The sequence below is a fragment of the Pseudofrankia coriaricola genome (genome assembly GCF_001854805.1).
Classification (GTDB): Bacteria; Actinomycetota; Actinomycetes; order Frankiales; family Frankiaceae; genus Pseudofrankia.
In genome coordinates, this window is record NZ_MBLO01000235.1 from 1 (window position 1) to 17,938 (window position 17,938).

11 protein-coding genes are annotated in these 17,938 nt (G+C 66.0%); 2 read left to right on the forward strand and 9 right to left on the reverse strand.

Features of this window, described 5'->3' with window-relative positions:
- Positions 1 to 341: 341 nt before the first annotated feature.
- The 5 genes from BCD48_RS30400 to BCD48_RS30420 form a co-directional block, all read right to left on the reverse strand.
- Positions 342 to 1,499, reverse strand: a complete 1,158-nt coding sequence (locus tag BCD48_RS30400; protein ID WP_312628323.1) for an NDMA-dependent alcohol dehydrogenase — start codon at positions 1,497 to 1,499, stop codon at positions 342 to 344.
- Positions 1,500 to 1,787: 288 nt separating this feature from the next.
- Complete coding sequence (locus BCD48_RS30405) at positions 1,788 to 2,477, reverse strand: GntR family transcriptional regulator (RefSeq protein WP_083419436.1); 690 nt, start codon at positions 2,475 to 2,477, stop codon at positions 1,788 to 1,790.
- Positions 2,478 to 2,532: 55 nt separating this feature from the next.
- Positions 2,533 to 3,444: an LLM class flavin-dependent oxidoreductase gene (locus BCD48_RS30410; protein ID WP_071051828.1), complete on the reverse strand. Its 912-nt coding sequence runs from the start codon at positions 3,442 to 3,444 to the stop codon at positions 2,533 to 2,535.
- Between the two features lie 369 nt (positions 3,445 to 3,813).
- A complete protein-coding gene (locus BCD48_RS30415; protein ID WP_083419437.1) occupies positions 3,814 to 4,518 on the reverse strand; it encodes a GntR family transcriptional regulator in 705 nt (234 codons plus the stop codon).
- A 477-nt stretch (positions 4,519 to 4,995) separates the two neighbouring features.
- Entirely contained in the window at positions 4,996 to 5,721 is a 726-nt protein-coding gene (locus BCD48_RS30420) for a TetR family transcriptional regulator (protein WP_198543457.1), read from the reverse strand.
- 298 nt (positions 5,722 to 6,019) lie between these two features.
- On the opposite strand from BCD48_RS30420, the gene BCD48_RS30425 reads away from it, so the two are divergent.
- Positions 6,020 to 7,501 (forward strand): MFS transporter, encoded by a 1,482-nt coding sequence (locus BCD48_RS30425; RefSeq protein ID WP_071051829.1) that lies wholly within the window; start codon positions 6,020 to 6,022, stop codon positions 7,499 to 7,501.
- A 253-nt stretch (positions 7,502 to 7,754) separates the two neighbouring features.
- Entirely contained in the window at positions 7,755 to 13,097 is a 5,343-nt protein-coding gene (locus BCD48_RS30430; RefSeq protein WP_071051830.1) for a diguanylate cyclase, read from the forward strand.
- A 200-nt stretch (positions 13,098 to 13,297) separates the two neighbouring features.
- Here BCD48_RS30430 and BCD48_RS30435 read toward each other — a convergent pair whose 3' ends face one another.
- From BCD48_RS30435 to BCD48_RS30450, 4 genes are all read right to left on the reverse strand, one after another.
- A complete protein-coding gene (locus BCD48_RS30435) occupies positions 13,298 to 13,489 on the reverse strand; it encodes a hypothetical protein (protein ID WP_071051831.1) in 192 nt (63 codons plus the stop codon).
- A 283-nt stretch (positions 13,490 to 13,772) separates the two neighbouring features.
- Positions 13,773 to 14,984 (reverse strand): ABC transporter permease, encoded by a 1,212-nt coding sequence (locus BCD48_RS30440; RefSeq protein ID WP_071051832.1) that lies wholly within the window; start codon positions 14,982 to 14,984, stop codon positions 13,773 to 13,775.
- Positions 14,984 to 16,438: an ATP-binding cassette domain-containing protein gene (locus BCD48_RS30445; protein WP_083419439.1), complete on the reverse strand. Its 1,455-nt coding sequence runs from the start codon at positions 16,436 to 16,438 to the stop codon at positions 14,984 to 14,986. Before BCD48_RS30445 ends, BCD48_RS30440 begins: the two co-directional genes overlap by 1 nt.
- A gap of 85 nt (positions 16,439 to 16,523) precedes the next feature.
- Entirely contained in the window at positions 16,524 to 17,678 is a 1,155-nt protein-coding gene (locus tag BCD48_RS30450; protein WP_071051834.1) for a sugar ABC transporter substrate-binding protein, read from the reverse strand.
- Positions 17,679 to 17,938: the final 260 nt, after the last annotated feature.

Genomic DNA, 17,938 nt, shown 5'->3' on the forward strand with positions numbered 1-17,938 from the left:
GTCCCACCGCCGCCGCGCATAGTGGACTTCCACGTGATCGGGTGAGGCACAAAGCTTGTGCCCGCAGCGCTGTCTGTCCGCAGGCCTCGAGACCGAGCGGTGGACCGTGCTACCCGACATCCGCGCCCGACGACGCTCCACCAAGACAGCGAAAGCGGGGAAGGCCCCCGGCAAGCCCACACAGGGCTTGACACGCAACGCGCCCGAAGCACGCGAACACGGGGCGACCTTCCCCGCCCACGATCGTCCGCGCCGCGCCGCGCCGCGCCGCGCCGCGACACGGCCAGGTCAAGCCAGCGCACCCGCCAGCCTCCGCTGGACAGACGATCCTCCATAGAGAATCAGTCGAAGCGGATCACTCCGCGAATGTTCCTGCCTGCGTGCATGTCCCGATAGCCCTGCGCCACCTGGTCGAGCGTATAGGTGTTGGTGACCATGGCGTCGAGGTTGAGCTTGCCCTCCTGGTAGAGGCGTAGCTGACGAGGGATGTCCCTGGTGGGATTCGTCTCGCCGAAGAGGGAACCGACGAGTCGCTTCCCCGAGAGCACGAAGTCGAACAGCGGGATCTGAGCCCCGACGTCGACTGTCGGGGCGACCGCGGTGAGCACGCAGGTGCCGGCCTTCCGGATGGCAGCAACCCCCTGTCCCACATGCTCGGGCTTGAGGACGCCGACCGTGATGACGACCGAGTCCGCCCCCTGGCCGTTCGTGAACTGCCGGGCGATCTCGCTGGCCTCCTCCATCGACGCGACCGCATGTGTGGCGCCGAGCACCATCGCCTTCTCACGCTTGAAGGCCAACGGGTCCACGGCGATGATCTGGGACGCCCCGGCGTGCACCGCTCCCTGCAGTGCATTGGCGCCGATGCCGCCGATCCCCATCACGACGACGATGTCGCCCGGCTGGACATTCGCGGAGTTGACCGCCGATCCCCAGCCGGTGCCGACAGCGCACCCGGCGAGGCATGCCTTGTCCAGGGGGATGTCTTTGTCGATCTTGATGACCGACGTCACTGGCGCCGTCGTGGTCGCTGTGAATGTCGAGATGCCGCACATCTGCCCGACGGGAGTGCCGTCGGTGAGGTGCAACCGGTAACTGCCGTCACTCGACCGCACCCCTGCAAGCATGCCGGCACTGAGATTGCACAGCGTCTGCATTCCGGAAGCGCAGTAGCGGCAATGTCCGCACGAGGGCATCGACGAGAAGACCACGTGGTCGCCTTCGTTGATCCCCCTATCGTTGGCGAACGCCTTCGTGACGATGCCTGCGCCCTCGTGTCCCGTGGCGAACGGATACGTGCCGACGGGTAGGTCGCCCGTCGCGATGTGGTCGTCCGAATGGCACATCCCCGACGCGACCAGTGTGACTTGGACTTCGTCGCGGCGCGGGTCGTCCAACTCGAGGTCCGCGACCTCGAACTCGCCCGGCGCCTGCCGAAGGATGGCTCCACGGGTCAGCATCAGATGGTCACCTTCAGTGAGAGGTTGATTGCATATCATATTCTATATATGTCGGAAGGCGGCACCGAGACCGTGGAACGCTCAACTGAGCGCGCCAGAGCCTGCAGTTCCGCCGGGCCCTCCAACTTGGAAGCGCTGTCGACCGACGTGCGGATTCGCGACCCACGCGGCCAGCACTATGGCCCTGACCAAGCCAGGGCACGTCACAGATCAGGTCGGTGGTGCCGGCGCTCGGAAGTGTCCGAGCCGCCCTCGGCGGACCTGGCGGGGAGCGGGCCCGAGCAAAGGGCACCTGACGTTGCTACGCGTCGTGATCCCGCCGCGACGTCAAGAAACTCGGCTGGGTGATGTTCCGGAAGCCGGCTCCGCGCCTTCCGGATCCCACAGACCTTGCTTCTCCAGCGTGTCGATGAGGCGGTCCGCACCTTCTAGGATGTGGACCGCCATCAAGGATCGTGCTCTTCGGGCGTCGCCCCGCCGAAATGCCTCAACGATCATTGGGTGCTCGGCACGGGCACCCGCGACCTGGCCCTCGATGGTGGCGTAGAATCTGTTGGGCAGGTGCCTGACGACTGCACCCTGAAGCAATGCAAGGCGGTGCGAGTCTGCTGCCAAATTGACCTCGCGGTGGAACTGGTGGCCAATCTTGGCGATGGCTGCCTTGTCGTCGCTCGCGATGGCACGGTCATAGTCCTCCAGATTTTTTTCGAAAACCCTCAATCGTTCCGGTGTCATGTTCATGGCGGCGCGGGCCGCGAGTTCGCTGCCCAGTTCTGCCTGTGCCCAGAACAGATCACGGATGTCCTGTTGGGTGAAGGGTGCTACGACGAAGCCGCGGCGAGGTTCGAGACGGACGAACCCCTCACTCCTCAGCGTAAGCAGTCCCTCACGCACCGGGGTATTGCTTACGCCCAGAGCCTCGGCGATCCGCTCCATGCGTAGGAACTCACCTGGGCGAACGGCCCCGGATATGATCAGCTCCCTGACGTACGTCGCGACCTCTTCTGGCAACTGCATCCGCTTGGATCCGCGGCCGCGAGCAGCCACTACGCCCCCCTCGGCATCGGCAACATCACAACCAGGTCCGTGCCGCCACCCGCTCGAGCGTCTCGACCGCGTCAGCCAGTCCGTTCGGCTCGTACGGCATCTCGAGCACCACTTCGTGGAAGCCGAGCTCGGCGTATCCAGCAAGGTTGTCCTTGTCAATGGGGCCAGACCTCGGGTCCGGACCTGACCCCGGCTTTGCGACGAGCCGCAACTCGCTGAAGTCTCGGCCGACGTCGTCACAGGCTGCTTTAAGATGGCCGCGGTACCGCTCGAGGGCTTCCAGGCTCTGCTTTGCGGGGAGCCAGCCATCGCACGACGACGCGATGAGCCGCATCGCCATCCGGCTGAAACCTCCCCACAGGAACTCGACCGGTGCCGGAGCGGTCGGCCTCATGAGGAAGGGCTTTTCGGCGGGTTCGTCGCCCTCAACGTGCACGGAGTAGCTACGATTGCCTGCGCTGATCAGCTGCTTGATCTCGGCGATGTCGGATCTTGCGCGAGTGCCACGTCGCTCGAAGGGCATGCCGACGGCGTCGTACTCGTCGCGGAGCCAGCCTGTCCCGACGCCGAGCGAGATCGGGCGCTCGGTCAGCCATGACACGCTAGCGATCTGCTTGGCGAGCAGTGCGGGCTTTCGTAGCGTCATGATGATGATGCTCGTCCCGATACGTGCCTCGGGAAGCTGCGCGGCCAGCCACGTCAGCGTGAGAAGCGGATCCAGCCACGGTGTGTCCGCACGGAAGGGACGCTGACCGTCCTCGGTGTGTGGGTAAGCCGAGGCGCTGGTCTCGGGTAGCAGCACGTGGTCGCCGACCCAGAACGAGCTGTACCCCATCTCCAGGGCGGCCCGGCACATCCCTAGCAGCTGAGCGGGCGGAAGCCTGTCGCTGGCGAGCGGGAGTCGGACGCCGACAGGGATGGGTGGACTGCTGACCATGGAAACCTCGGGGGTGTGGCGTGACCGACGCTGCTCAATGCGAGCATCATATATGTTCTATGTTCAGGGTGCCCGAGACGGCCGGACTGGTCCCCAGCCGGTACACACCATAGACGCGTCGTCCCTGCAGCGGGTGGTCGCTGGCTGGGGAAGGCGAGGTTCGGTTCGGGCGCGAAGGAGGCCTTGTCAGAGGGGTAGGGGAGGTGCACGGAGGCCGCTTGCGGGAGGGCTCGCTGTCGCTGTCACGGTTTGGGCGCGTGGACGGCCCGCGCGAGTGTCGCGAGCCTGGTCGCAGACTGGACACCGCTCATCGGCCTGAGCCGTGGGCCTGGTGCCGAGTCGACCGCAGAGTCGACACCGCACCCGGCGTCATGAGGCCGACGCGTCTTCCGCTTTTTCTGTCCAGAGCCCCTGATCTTCGAGCCTCGCGATGAGGTGCTCGCCACCCTCCAGGATGTGCTGCTCCATGAGCAGGCGCGCCTGGCGCGCATCCCGCTTTCGCAGGGCAGTCAGGATCATGGGGTGCTCGAAGTGGGCACCTTTGACCTGGCCCTCGATCGTGGTGTAGAACCTGTTCGGCAGGTGTTTCACGACGGAAGCCAGCAAGAGGGCAAGGCGACGTGAGCCTGCAGCGAGGTTGACTTCGCGGTGGAACAAATGCCCGATTATCGTGATCTGCTCGCTGTCGCTGTTCGCCACTGCCTGGTCGTAGCGCTCAAGATTCGCCGCCAGCCGGTCTAGCTGCTCGTCGGTCCTATTCTCGGCGGCGCGTGCGGCGAGTTCGCCGGCGAGTTGGGCCTGGGCCCAAAAGAGATCGCGGATGTCTCGCTGGGTGAACGGCGCCACGACGAACCCGTGGTGGGGCACCAGACGGACGAACCCCTCGCTTTGCAGGGTTAGGAGCCCTTCACGGACAGGAGTGTTGCTCACGCCTACTGCCTCTGCAATAGGCTCCATCCGAAGATACTCACCGGGACGGACAGTCCCAGAGACGATCAGTTCGCGAACGTAGGATGCGACTTCGTCGGGGAGCTGTGTTCGTTTCGTTCTCCGCTCCGGGGTGATGCCAACCATGGCGCTCGTTGTGCCCTTCTCCCGGTTACTCTAGCGAACGGCAGTATTTTATCCAGGATACGCGATCCCATGGGGATCCGCCGCGGAGTGCCGGGCGTCCTCCGGCCGCGTGCGATCTCGTGTCCTGTCTCGGAACGGGCGTGGAGCGTGTCGCCGTGCTCGGTGGGCATGTCAGACCGGGGGCTCCAACGCCTGGACAAGATCCTCGAAGGCGCGGGAAGTGACGTTGTCGTCGGTAGCCTCGAACGTGCTGGGCCTGTCTGGCCGGGTGCTGCTCAAGGCGCCCGGGTCGGGAGCCACCGACCTGGTGGTCTTCTCGGAACTGGCCAGGAGGCAGCTGCTCCAGTCCGGTCGGGTCCGCCGGCAAGTCCAAAGACGGCGGATTGATGTGATGATTGGGCCGTGGACCGCAATCCGCAGTCGTGCCGATCTTCGGTGAGTGGCACCGAGCGGAGGACGCCGACAATGGTGCCCAGTTCACGCAGTTGGGCTGGTGGTGGTGGGCCAGTCCCCGGCGGAGGCGAATTCGGTGGCGAGGCCGGCGAAGGCGTCGTCCACGGTGGCCGCCAGGCTCCTGCCCGTGTCGGTGGTTCGCCACACGCGCACAGCGACGTCGAATGCGCTCACGGCGACCGACGCGACCACCGAGGCCCGCATCCCGGCATCGGCCTCGACGCCGAGCCGGTGCCCCAGCGCCTCGGCCAGCACCGCCCGCCAGTACTGGTACTTGCGCAGTTCCTGGGCGCCCAGCGAGGGAGTCGAGGCCACGAGCTGACCCAACGTGATCGAGCGTTCCCGGTCCTGCGAGAACGCCTCCACGAGCGGGTCCAGCGCCGCCCGCGCGACAACCATCAGGGGTTCACCCTGCGGGCGTGAGAGCGCGGTAGCGTGCAGCGCGTCGGCTCGGGCCTCCAGCTGCGCCAGGATGACGTCGTCTTTCTTGGCGAAGTACCGAAAGAAGGTGCTACGCGAGACCCCGGCCGCAGCCGCGATTTCGTCCACCGTCGTGGCGTCGAATCCGCGGTCGAGAAACAACTGCAACGCGACCGTCGACAGCTCGTCCCGAACGGTCTGGCGCAGCCGCTCGCGCAGGCCTACCGCCGCCGCGCCAGAAGTATCCGTCGGGTGCGAGCCCGCAGCTGTGCCTCCTGCAGCCGAGCCCGTAGCAGTCATCGGCCACCTTCCTTTCGCGCGTGCCGCCACCAGGGCACAACTTCTTGTACATCCTCCCTGGGCGTGCCCCTCGCGGTCGTCCGCTGGTGCAGCCCAGTGGGAACAAGCGCGGAGGGAAGCGCAGATCACACTGTGTTCGTCAATCATGCCATGCAAGACGGGATACAGTACTGAGACTGAGTCTCAGATAGGTACTCAGTCCGCCTTCGCATCTCGACGGCTTCCGCCCCGGTCCGCGCCTGACGACCCAGGCATTCGGGGCCTAGCTCGCGTCGACGAGCCGGCCGGGTCTGCTTGAGGAGTGCGCTTGACGCGGGCAGCGAAGTCGATGATCGTGCAGCAGGCTTCGGCACCCGCCTACGGTGCGTCGACGGCGGTAGTCTTCGGCGTCCTGGTGCTGGCTGCGCTGACTTATGCACTGCAGGCGTCGATGGTGTCCCCTGCCCTCCCCCAGATAGGAAGCGAACTCCATCTCAGTCCGGTCGGCCGATCGTGGATCATGACGTCCTTCCTGTTGAGTTCCTCTGTGGCGACGCCTCTGCTCGGCCGCCTGGGTGACGCTTGCGGCCGCAAGCGGATGCTGGTCTGCGCTCTGGCCGCCTTCGCCGTCGGAAGTCTGATCGCCGCACTGGCCACGTCACTGTCCGTCATGATTGTTGGGCGATTGGTGCAGGGTACGGCCGGTGCCATCTTTCCGATTGCCTTCGGCATCATCCGTGAGACCTTCCCGCGAGAGCAGGTCGGCAGCCGGATCGGCGTACTCTCCGCGATGCTCGGCGGGGGCGCCGGCCTCGGCGTCACGCTCGCCGGCCCGATCGTCGACCACCTCGGCTACCAGTGGTTGTTCTGGCTGCCAGCCGGGCTGATCGGAGTTGTCACGATGGCGGCGGTCTTGGCGGTGCCGGATTCCGGCGTGCGAGCCGACCGCCGTGTCTCCTGGTTCGGCGGACTGTTGCTGGCGAGCTGGCTCGTTGCCCTGTTGCTCGGGGCCAGCGAGGGCCCGAGGTGGGGATGGACCTCGCCTCAGGTGATCGCGCTGTTCGTCGTCACCGCCCTGCTCGTGGCGGCTTGGGTAGCGACCGAACGGCGGGCCTCCAATCCAGTGGTCGACATGCGGATGTTGTGCCACCCGACGGTCTTGCGGACGAACGTGATGGCGCTGCTGTTCGGGTTCGCTGTCTACTCCATGGTCGTGATCAACCCGCAGTTCGTGGAGACGCCGCCGTCTGCCGGCTACGGCTTCGGGGCCAGCGTCAGCGAGGCAGGCTCGTACCTGCTGCCTTCGACGCTGTGCATCCTGGTCGCGAGCGTCGTCGCGGCGGATCTCGCGGGCCGTTTCGGTTGGAAGACCGTCCTGGTCGCGGGGGCGCTGATCGCGGCTCTCGGCCCGGTCGTCCTGCTCGTCAACCATGACCACAGTTTGTTGGTTTATGTGGCGACTGCTTTGTTCGGGACTGGGGTCGGGCTCGGGTTCTCGTCGATGTCGCAACTCGTCGTGGAGGCGGTGCCGGCCGAACAGACCGGCGTCGCGTCGGGGATGAACAACAACATCCGGACGATCGGTGGTTCGATCGGGACGACAGTCACTGCTGGCATCGTCGCGGGAGGCGCTACGTCGAGCGGCGTCCCGACCGAAGGCGGCTACGTTAACGCCTGGACGGTCATGGCGATTGGGTTCGTCGTCGCCGCGATAGTGGCGGGCCTGGCTCCGCGTAGACCCGCGCGGGCGTTGCGGATCGGAGCGCCTGGTACTTCGGTGCCTCCTGCGGTCGCCAGATCTGTGGCGGCCGGCGGCGGCGCTCGGTCGTAAGCGAGGAGGTGGCCAGCGTCCAGGTCCTCGATCGCTCGCCTGTTCGATCGTTCTGTCGCTGCTCCTAGGGAGGCCGCGTCCGGGGCCCGGCCGGCAGACCCCTGGGGACGAGGCCGATCAGCCGGCGATCGCAGGGTGGCAGGCTCGAGATTGACATGCGGCTACTCCGGGCCTGTGGAATCATTATTTGTGCGGGAGGTGCCGATGGCGCGGTCAGGTGCATGTGGTTCGCATAATTACGAGGTGTGGGTTTATGGTAGAGATTGTCATACCCGGCGTAGTCGTCAAGGAAGAGGTGGGGCGGGGTTCTTATTCCATTGTGTATCGGGCGGAACGGGCTGGTCGGAACTATGCGGTGAAGGTTCCGGTTCGGGCGGTCGCCTACGATGAGAGCACGGATCGTGCTTTTGCTCGCGAAGCGACGATTCTGGCCTGCATGAATCATCCGAACATAGCCCCAGTTCGAGCTGCGGGGCGGACGGCGGACTATCCGTATCTCATCCTGGATTTCATCGAGGGTGAGTCGTTGGAGTCGCGGATCCGGGCGGGGCCGCTGGATGTCGCCGAGACCGTGCGGATCGCGCTGAACGTGGCCTCGGCGCTGTCCGAGGCGCACCGGCGGGGCCTGGTTCATCAAGACGTCAAACCGCCGAACATCCTGATCGGTTCACATGGCGATGCGACGTTGCTGGATTTCGGCCTGATGGCCCGGGCCGGGGGCCTCTACGGTGACACCGCCGTCGGCACGGTACTCTACAGCGCCCCGGAGCAGACGGGGATGCTGCACCGACAGGTCGACGCGCGCGCTGACCTGTACGCTCTGGGCGCGGTTTTATATCACTGCCTGGCTGGTTCGCCACCATTCCAGGCATCCGACACCGCCGAGCTGATGCGCATGCACGCGGTCGTGGCGCCCTGTCCCTTGGCCCAGGTGCGCGCCGACATTCCGGAGACGCTCACCACTGTGGTGGCCAGGCTGCTGGCCAAGGACCCGGACGATCGGTACCCGTCTGCACGGGACGTCGTCGTCGCCCTCGCCCCGCTCGCGCCACACTGGCCCGAAATGCCGATGCCACCCGCTGGAGCGGGTGGAGCGTGGGCCACCGGCTGCTTGGTCGGACGTCGACGCGAGCGTGCACTGCTCCGGCGAGCCTGGGCGGAATGTCTCGCGGGGGGATCTGGCGTCGTGACGGTCGCTGGACAAGCCGGCGCTGGAAAGACGCTCCTTATCCAGGAACTGCTCTCGTCGTCGGGCCTGGTGGCCGGACGCCAGGTGCTGCGTGGTCGGTGCGCCGTGCACACCTCCGTTCCGTTCACGCTGTTGCGCGATCTGATCGACAGCTACTTTCATGACCTTCAGTCGGTGCCGGAGCCCGGTCGGCGGCAGTTGTCCGACAGGATCGTGGCGGCGGCCGGAGCCGATGCCGGACATCTCGCCCGCCTGCATCCCATGCTCGCCCGCGCGCTCGGAGTGCACACGTCGAGCGTGGAGACGGCGGTGGGCGAGTCGGCCGCCGATGAGATGCAATTCCGTTCGGCCGTGGTCGGTTTTCTCAGCCGGCTGACAGAGCTGTCCAAAGGAATGATCATCTGGATTGACGACGCCCACTGGCTGGGACCGGCGGACCAACAGGTGCTGGAGGATCTCACCGCGTCCATCAACACGCCAGGGCTAATGATCATCAATTCGACCCGGGATGCCTCGTTGCGCGTCGCGGCCGGGCTCGCGACGAGTTGGGAAGTCACCCTTGGGCCGTTGGATACCAACGAGGTCACCCAGATAATCGGCTACTACCTCGGTGAGATCGCCGACGAGGCATTTGCGGACGAGGTCGCCGTCCGATCATCCGGAAATCCGCTGGCCGTGGTCGAGTACATGCGGGCGGTGATCGACGCGGGTCTGATCCGTCCTGACTGGGGGCGGTTCGTACTGGACCGGGCCAGCCTCGACTCCCTGCCGTTGCCGGTCGCGGTGCTCAATCTGATCCGTCATCGGTTGGACGGGCTCAGCCCAGTCGCGGCGTCGGTTCTTGGTGCGGCCGCGGTGATCGGCCGGCGTTTCCATCCCGCGCTGCTGGCGGATGCGAGCGCCAGCAGCACCGCCGTGGTGGCCAGGGCGACCGCCGAGGCCGAAGCCCATCAGCTGGTCATATCGAGCGGCGGCGGGACGTGGTCGTTCGTGCACGACTGTGTGCACGAGGCCTTGCTGTCGACCATGAACGAGCAGGCACGGACAACGGTCCACCGGCGCATCGTCGATGTCCTCGAGGCCCCAGGGACAGATGTCCTCGGCGGAGTGGAGGCAGTGGAGTCATCCCGCCGTCCCTACGAACTCGCCCGGCACGCGGTCGCCGGGGAGGTGGCCCCGGAGCGTCGTTTCCGGCTGGCGGCCGCCGCCGCAGCGGCAGCGCTCGTCGCGCCGGCGCCCCACGAGGCAGTGGCTTTCTACCGCGCCGCGTCGACAGCGGCGGCTGAGGCCGGCATCGAGCCGGACGCCGACTATGAGGAGGGTTTCGCGCTCGCCTGCACCCGCACGGTCCAATCCCTGGACGCTCGGAGACACTTCCTCCGCGCGCTTTGTGAGCAGAGTGATCCACGGCGGCGGGCGTGGATTTTCGAGGAGCTCGCCTGGGTCGAGTATGGCGAGTTCCACGTCGCCGCCGCGCGGGAGTACGTCCACCGGGGTCTGGCGGAGATCGGCCGGGGACTACCGGCCAACCCCGGGGCGATGGCGGCGGTCAGTGTGGGCCGGTGGGTGGTCGGCATGGCCTGCCGGTGGCGGTCGACCGGCTTCGGCCGGGCGGCCGGTGACACGAAGAAGCTTCATGAGATCCGCTGCCGTCTCTACGAGGTCGGTGCCCTGAGCGAATGGTACTGCGGGCGGATGGGGCCGGCGTTGGCCTTTCTGATGTCGGCTGTCGCACCCAGTAACCGACTTGGCTCGGGAGCGGAGTACCTGCGCGGTCACCTCTGCGCGCACCACATGGCGGCGGAATTCGGCCGAAGGCGAACCGTGCAGCGTGACATCGGCTGGCTGCACCGGCTCGGGGAAGAGAGCAACGATCCAGCGCTGCAGACAAAGATGTTCTTCTACACGGCCTCGACGCTGGTGTTCATCGGCCGCAATGTCGAGGGGGAGCGGGCGTTCGCGAGAGCGTTTCGCCGGGGAGCTCGGTTCATCGAGACCGCGCACTTCCTGAACTGCTACTCAACCTATGTGCGGAGTCTTGTCGTCCGTGGATGTTTCCAGGAGGCGTGGGATGTCTTCGAGGCCCAGGCGGGGGCAGCCGGAGGTGACCGCCTCCAGGCCGATTTCGCGATTATGCGGGCGCGGATCGCTAGGATACTCGGCTTCCCACCGGTTAAGCACGCCGGCCTGGCCGCCCTCGACGCCTACCCGGAGTCCGAACGGTTTCGTCGCTACATGATCTGTCATGACGTCGCCGAGCTTGAGGTGGAAGACGGCGAGTTCGGTCCGGCCTTCGACGCTGTGATCTCCGCCGGAGACGCTGTCGGTCTTCGTCCTTCTCAGGTACCGAAGTTCTTCCGGTCTTTTTGGATCGCGAAGGCGCGTGGCCGTCTCGAACAGGCGCGGGCCGCGCCGCCAGGACCGGAGCGGGCACGGCGCCACCGCGCCGCCCGGCAGGCCCTGCGTGCGGCGCGCTGGGCGGCGGCCTATCCGCCGTGTGCGGCCGACCTGCGGGTCCTACGTGCTGTCGACCGCCAACTCATCGGCGACCACGACGCCGCGCTGGATCTGCTGGACGCCGCGGAGCGGAGAGCGCGCGATCTCGACCTGCCTCGCGTCCGTTTCGACGCGCTCCTCGAGCGGGCCCGATGTCTGAGTGCGCAGGGCGAGACCGAGCGCGCGGAGACCGAAGCGGACCTCGCCGCCCAGTTCGCCCGGCAGCACGGCTGGGTCGGCCGGGAACGCAGGGTGCTACACGAGTTCAAAGGCCTCGAGCGTCGAGCGTCTCCTAAGGAACCGGCCGAAGCGTTGCCAACATCCAGCCGGGATCGACGTCGCCTCGACGCGGTCCTACGGGTCAGTGCCGCGGCTGGCCGGCAGACAGCTCCGGAAGCCGTGGCCACCGTCGCCCTCGACGAGATCATCAGCATTCTGGGTGCGGACCGGGCCCTGCTGCTGTTCCCCGCCCTGCCCGAAGGCACGCCCGCCTCCGGTCACCTTCCCGACTCGTCCGGAAGCGAGCCCGATCCCGGCCCGCTGCAGCTCTATGCGAGCCGCACAAGGAATCGCGGCAACGAACAGCACGAATCGGAGCCGCTCGATTGTGAGCTCACGCAGTTCGCCACGACGGTCGTCGAACACGTCCACGCCGAACAGCGACCGCTGGTGGTGACAGGCACGGATGAGGGGGCCGCCCTCGGCTCGCACAGCGCCGTCCAGTACGGCCTGCGCAGCATCCTCGCCGCACCGGTCCCGTTCGACGGGCATCGCAGCGGCGTCATATACGTCGACAGCCGCGTCGCCCGAGGCCTGTTCACCGAGGAGGACGCGCAAATTCTGATCACATTGGCAAAACAGGTCGGACAAGTTCTGCGAACCGCCGAAACCTCCCGGCTACAGGCCGTCATCGCGGCGGAACGACACCAACGCGAGTTCGCCGAGACCCTACGAGCGGTCACGGTCCAGGCGACGTCGACACTGGACACCCGGGACATCCCCGGCCGCGTGCTCACCGCCGCTCGGAGGATCCTTCCCTTCGACGCCGCATGGGTGCTGACCCGCGCCTCTGGCACCATCCGCGTCGACTCCACCCACGGTGACGTCGACGACGTCGCCGACGCCGACGCCGAACCCGCCATCCCCGAGGGCTCGCCACTGTGGGGAGCCCTCCTCAGCGGACAGATCCTCGCCGCCGACGACAACGCCACTGAACTGCCCGGCCAGCGTTACCCCGCGGAGAGTTGGCTGGTCGCGCCTTTACCGCTCCGCCGCAACACCGAGATCATCATCGTCCTGGCCTCCCGCGCACCGGGCTGCTACGGCGACACACGCATCCAGACCGCTCGCACCGTCATCGACCAGTCAATGATTGCCTACCGAAACGCACAACTGATCGAGGAACTGCGCCACCACGCCGCCACCGACCCGCTTACCGGTCTCGCGAACCGGCGGCAATTTTTTGAACAGGCCGAACGAGCCCTTGCTCGCCGTACCGCCGCCGGCCTGCCGACGAACGCGGCAATGATCGACATCGACCACTTTAAGCGGGTCAACGACACCTACGGGCACTCCATCGGCGACGAGGTCCTCACCAAGGTCACCCAGCGCATCCGAACCTCCCTGCGCGCCGACGACATCATCGGCCGGGTCGGCGGCGAGGAGTTCGCAGCCCTGCTGCCCGGATCCCTGCCCGTTGCTGAGATGATCACTGCACGACTACGGTACACGGTTTCCAACAGCCCGATCGACACCGTGGCAGGGCCACTCACCGTGCGCCTGAGTATCGGCCTGACCCCGCTGTCCCCCCACGACAACGGCCTGGCCGACCTTCTTGACCGCGCCGACCGCGCGCTCTACACAGCCAAACGCGCCGGCCGCGACCGCGTCGTCATCGAGACCCGACCGTAGGGGAGTGTCCGACGTTCGGTCGAGAGTGTCCGACGCGCGGTTCTGTCGCACTGTCGAGCTGTCGATGGTGACTGTGCGCCGAAATGAATCGAATGTCTCCTGACCCCTTACCCGTTCGCCGTGACCACCAGTCGCTGCAAGTCGAAGGCAGGGACGGCATGGGCCCGGCGAAGAGACGGCCCGCCGCCGGAATTCGCCGTCTACAGCTCTGGTCGGCCGCCGCTCGATCTCACCACCACCGGACAGGCGCGAGAGTGCCCGAGTCGGCCGGCGGAGTCATGCGGGCGGCGGGCCGAGTCGCCGGGCGCCTCGCCCAGCCGGCCGGCGTCGATCTTCTTGAACACCAGGCGGAACATCGACTTGCCCAGCGCCCGTCTGACGGTTCCCAGCACAGCCTGAGCGGCCTTGTCACAGTCCGCGGCACACTCGCCGGTCGCCGTTGGACAAGCAGGCGTCCGCCAGCACCGCACACGTCGCCAGCGTGAGTAGCACGCCCAGCCGACGGCGTACCCGGATCGGAAACCGGGCGAACAACCCCAGCAGCGCTGCCGGACGCCGGCCATGTCCAGGATGGTCAGCGTCCGGGGGTCATGTCTCCGAAAGCTCCCTGAAACTGACGGCGTCTCTCCGTGACCGACCCTCTGTTGAACCCCGAGGTCGTCAGCGAGTGGGGCGCTACCTTCTCGCCCTCATTGCGGTGGAAAGTGCGACCGCACCGACGAGCACGACCCCATTGACGACGGGGATCCACGTAGGGTCGACGCCCCCGAGGACGAACGCTTGGCCCACCCAGACCACGAAGATTCCTCCGATGATCGTGCCTGGAACCGTGAAGCGCCCCTCGGAGAGCACGACCGTCGAGAGGAACGCAGCAGCGAACGCCGGAAGCAGGAAGCTCGCGGCCACGTCAGGGGCGGCCGAGCCCTGGCCGGCTGCCAGGACGACCCCTGAGACCGACGCGATGAATCCGCCCAGCACGAAACTCTTCATGACCTGGCGCCGCACCTTCACACCCGCCAGAAGGGCCGCCGATCGGTTGGAACCGATGGCCTGAAGGTGCCGTCCGAAGGTCGTGTGCTGAAGCAGGACCGACAGCACCAACGCCATGACGAGCAAGAAGAAGATGATCCACGACACTGCCGAGAGCCACTGATGGGCCTGAAAGCCAAACACAAGCACTACTGCAATGACCGCCAGCGCGACGGTCTTCACGGCGATCCATCGGTTTTGAGGCCATGAAGGTGGGCGCACCGAGTCGAGCCTCAAGAAGAGCGTAACGCCTGCGAGTAAGATACATACGGCCATCAGCCAGCTGGGTGCCTTAGAACTGAAGGCTGCGAGGTTCACGAACCAGTGCGGAAGCTGAGGCCCGCCGGGAAGCGGGCCGACGTATGTGCCGCCAGAGTACACAGCCGACGCGCCGGTGCAGATGCCGCCCGTACCGAGGGTCGCGATGAAGGCGTTGACCTTGAACCGCTCGATCAGGAAGCCGTTGACCAGACCTACGGCCATACCGAGTCCCAGCGCCACCAGTAAGACGACCGGGAACGGCCATCCCTCGCGAACGGTCAGACCGATGGTCAGGAAGCACGAGAGCGTCGCGACGCCGGCGACCGAGAGGTCGAACATCCCTGGCACGAGCGTGACGAGCACCGCAACGCCTAGCAGCATGATGGGCACGTTCTGGTGAACGTCCAGCATCCGCCCATCGACATTGAGGAAGACTTTGCCGAGCCAAAGCCCGAAGGCGACGAAGAGGCCAAGGAAGACAACGACGGTAATCGAGCTGTCGATGAGCTTCCGTCGAACGAGACTGGACTGCTGGCTCGCGACCTCCGCCGTCTCCTCGCTGGCCGGAGGCTTCGTGGCGGTAGCGGTGTTCACCATCAGACCATCAGCTCCAATTCAGATGCTGTGAGTTCAGAGACGTGCCGAAGTGGTTGCAGCCGTCCGTCCTCAACCAGCGCGACTCGGTCGCACACGGAGAAGAGATCCTCTGCGTCCGAGCTCGCCACGAGGACGGCCGCGCCCTTCGCCGTGAGCTCCCGGATCAAGCGGTAGATCTCGGAGCGGGTCTGGACGTCGACCCCGCGAGTCGGCTCGCACAGGACGAAGACGTCGGGCTGGCGGAGCAGTGCGCGGCCGAATATAACCTTCTGCTTGTTACCGCCGGAAAGGACGTCGAACGGTGTGTCGATGGAGCGGGGCTTGACCGACAGCTCGCCTGCGATGTCCGCACATTCGCTCCTCTCGCGACGTGGGTCGATGAGGCGCCCGATCCGGCGCCACCGGGGTAAAGCCGACACCGACATGTTCTCCCGAACGGTCAGGGTGCTGAAGCCACCCTGGCTCTCGCGGTGGGGAGGCACCAGCGCCCGCTTGAGACCAGGTCGGAGAGGTATGACCTCCCCGCTGTCCGGCGCAAGGTTGCCGTTCACGGCGAAGGCGATGTCGTGCAGACCTGAGCCCGGCAGACCGCTGAGACCCACCACCTCTTCGGCGTTGAGCCTCAGGTTGACCGGGCCGAGTTTGCCGAGCCACACGTCACGCAGTTCGATGATGCCTTCGCCCGCCGAGCGACCGGCCGCCAGCGAGTCGGCGCCTGGGCCAGCCGCCTCGTGTTGCATCAGCATCCGCACAAGTGATGCGCGGTCGAGGCCTCGGGTAGGAGTGTCGTGCACGAGCTCGCCGTCGATCAGCACCAGGACGCGGTTCGACGCGTCCAAGATCTCGGACAGTTTGTGCGTCACCATGATCACCGTCGCGCCGCTCTCGGCTGCGGCCGAAAGCGACCGGATCACGCGGTTCGCCTCGGCGGGGGGAAGCGTCGATGTAGTCTCGTCGATCACCAGGATCTTGGCACCCCGGTCGAACACTCTCGCGACCGCCACGAGGGTCTTCTCGCCCGGGGTCAGGTCTCCGACTAGCATGTCGACGGGCAGCTTCAGTCCGACACGATTAAGTGCTCGCCGGGCCTCCTCGCGCTCGGCCCGCTTGTTGAGAATTGGACCGAAAAGCCGCTTCGGCGGCGTCCCGAGGCTCAGGTTCTCGACGATCGAGAGCCAGTCGACCAGTCCGAGGTCTTGGTGGATGAAACCTACGTCCGGGCTGTCTGCCAGGGAACGGACGGCTGACCCTCCTAGCCGGATCGTACCGCTAGAGGCCTCGTACACGCCGGCGAGAATCTTGATAAGCGTCGACTTCCCAGCCCCGTTCGGACCCATCAACCCGACGAACTCACCCTTTCCAACGGTCAGGTCGATTCCCTTCAGAACCTGGTTAGGTCCGAAGGATTTCCGCATTTGGGAGATTTCGAGACTGTGTGAGCCGTCGTCATTCATGCCGCTTCCTTACTTCGTGCGCTTCGGAGTGACGGGAGTGGGTGCGCACCGAGGTCTCGGCGCACACCCACTCCAACCGGCTTGCTTAGGGCTTGCCCCAGAGCTTCAGGAAATTACCCTGCCAGGCGCCCGCGGGAGCGGGGTAGGACGATCCTGCCGGGTTGCCGTCAAGGTACTTTTGAGCGGTTGACCGGACGATCAGTGTGCTCGGAAGCTTGTCGGCGTTGGACCACAGTTTCTCACCCGCCTTGGTACGAGCCAGGAGGTCGGCCGCCGCCCACTCGGCGTATGTGTAGGGCTCGCCGATGGTGAACTCCAGAGGCGGGTTCTGTGAGACGATCGCTGCGAGCGCCTCAGGGCTTCCGTCATATCCGCTGACGGTGACGTCCGTCCGGCCGATCTGGCGGACCGTATTGGCAGCCGGAACGGCAAGCCCGTCGTACGTCGCCTGGAAGTTGGTGATCGTGCCCTTCGGACGCGACGCAAGAAGGGAGGTGAACTGAGGGGGCCCCGGCTTCGAGACATCGATGGAAGGGAACTTCATCGCCGCGAACGCGCAGCCCGGGCAGTTCTCCTTAAAGATCTTCGTCATACCTATGCTGCGGTTGACCGACGACGAGAATGCCGGGTCGAAATATGTCACGGCCTTCGCGTCCTTGCCTCGGTCCGCGAGGATCTTCCAGGCCGCGATCTCGCCTTGCTGCTCAAAGTCGACGGTGACGTCTGTGACGCCCTTGCCTTCGTAATCCGGACCAGAAACGCACATCGTGCACATGATGGGCATACCCGCGGCGATGGCTCGGTCGATCGAGGCCCTGATTCCGTTTACATCGACCGAGACGAGGATGATGCCGTCGAGTTTATCTTGCACGGCACGATCGACGAAGCCGGCCTGAACCTGCGGCGAGAACTGGCCGTCAAATGCTGGTGGGCTTTCCCATCCCATCTTGTGGACTGCATCGACCGCGAACCTGGCCTGCTCCGCGCAAACCGGCGCTCCGAAACCACAGGCCATCACAGCGGTCCTGCCGGTGCCCGGGTCGAACGGCGTCGTCGGACCGGGGTAGCTCTCGGGCACCGCTATGTAGCCATCGACCTTGGCCTTCGCCGTTTCCTGCAGGTTCGCGGCAGCGGTGCCGCCAGAGCCCGGCGTCCCCTCCGAGCCTCCGCTGGCCCCCCCGCAGCCGGCGAGGGCCACGACTAACCCGGCCGTGACCGCGGCAAGCCATCTGAACTTCATACGACGGGTCTCCTAGCTATATAGGTCCCTAGGGACGTCTCACCAGCCGGATCCGTGACGATAAGCCCAGTTCGGCCGCCGCGACTGTCCTACAACGCGACACTCCCGCCGACGCATGGGAGTGCTCGATGCCCGGCGTAACTGAATCGTGGCTATAGGTGATCGGCTAGTTGGTGGTGGTCGCGGCCAGGCGGCCTTCAAGGTGATCGCCATGGTTCAACACGGACTTCCAACGGGCCGCCCGCTAGTCCCTGTCCTTT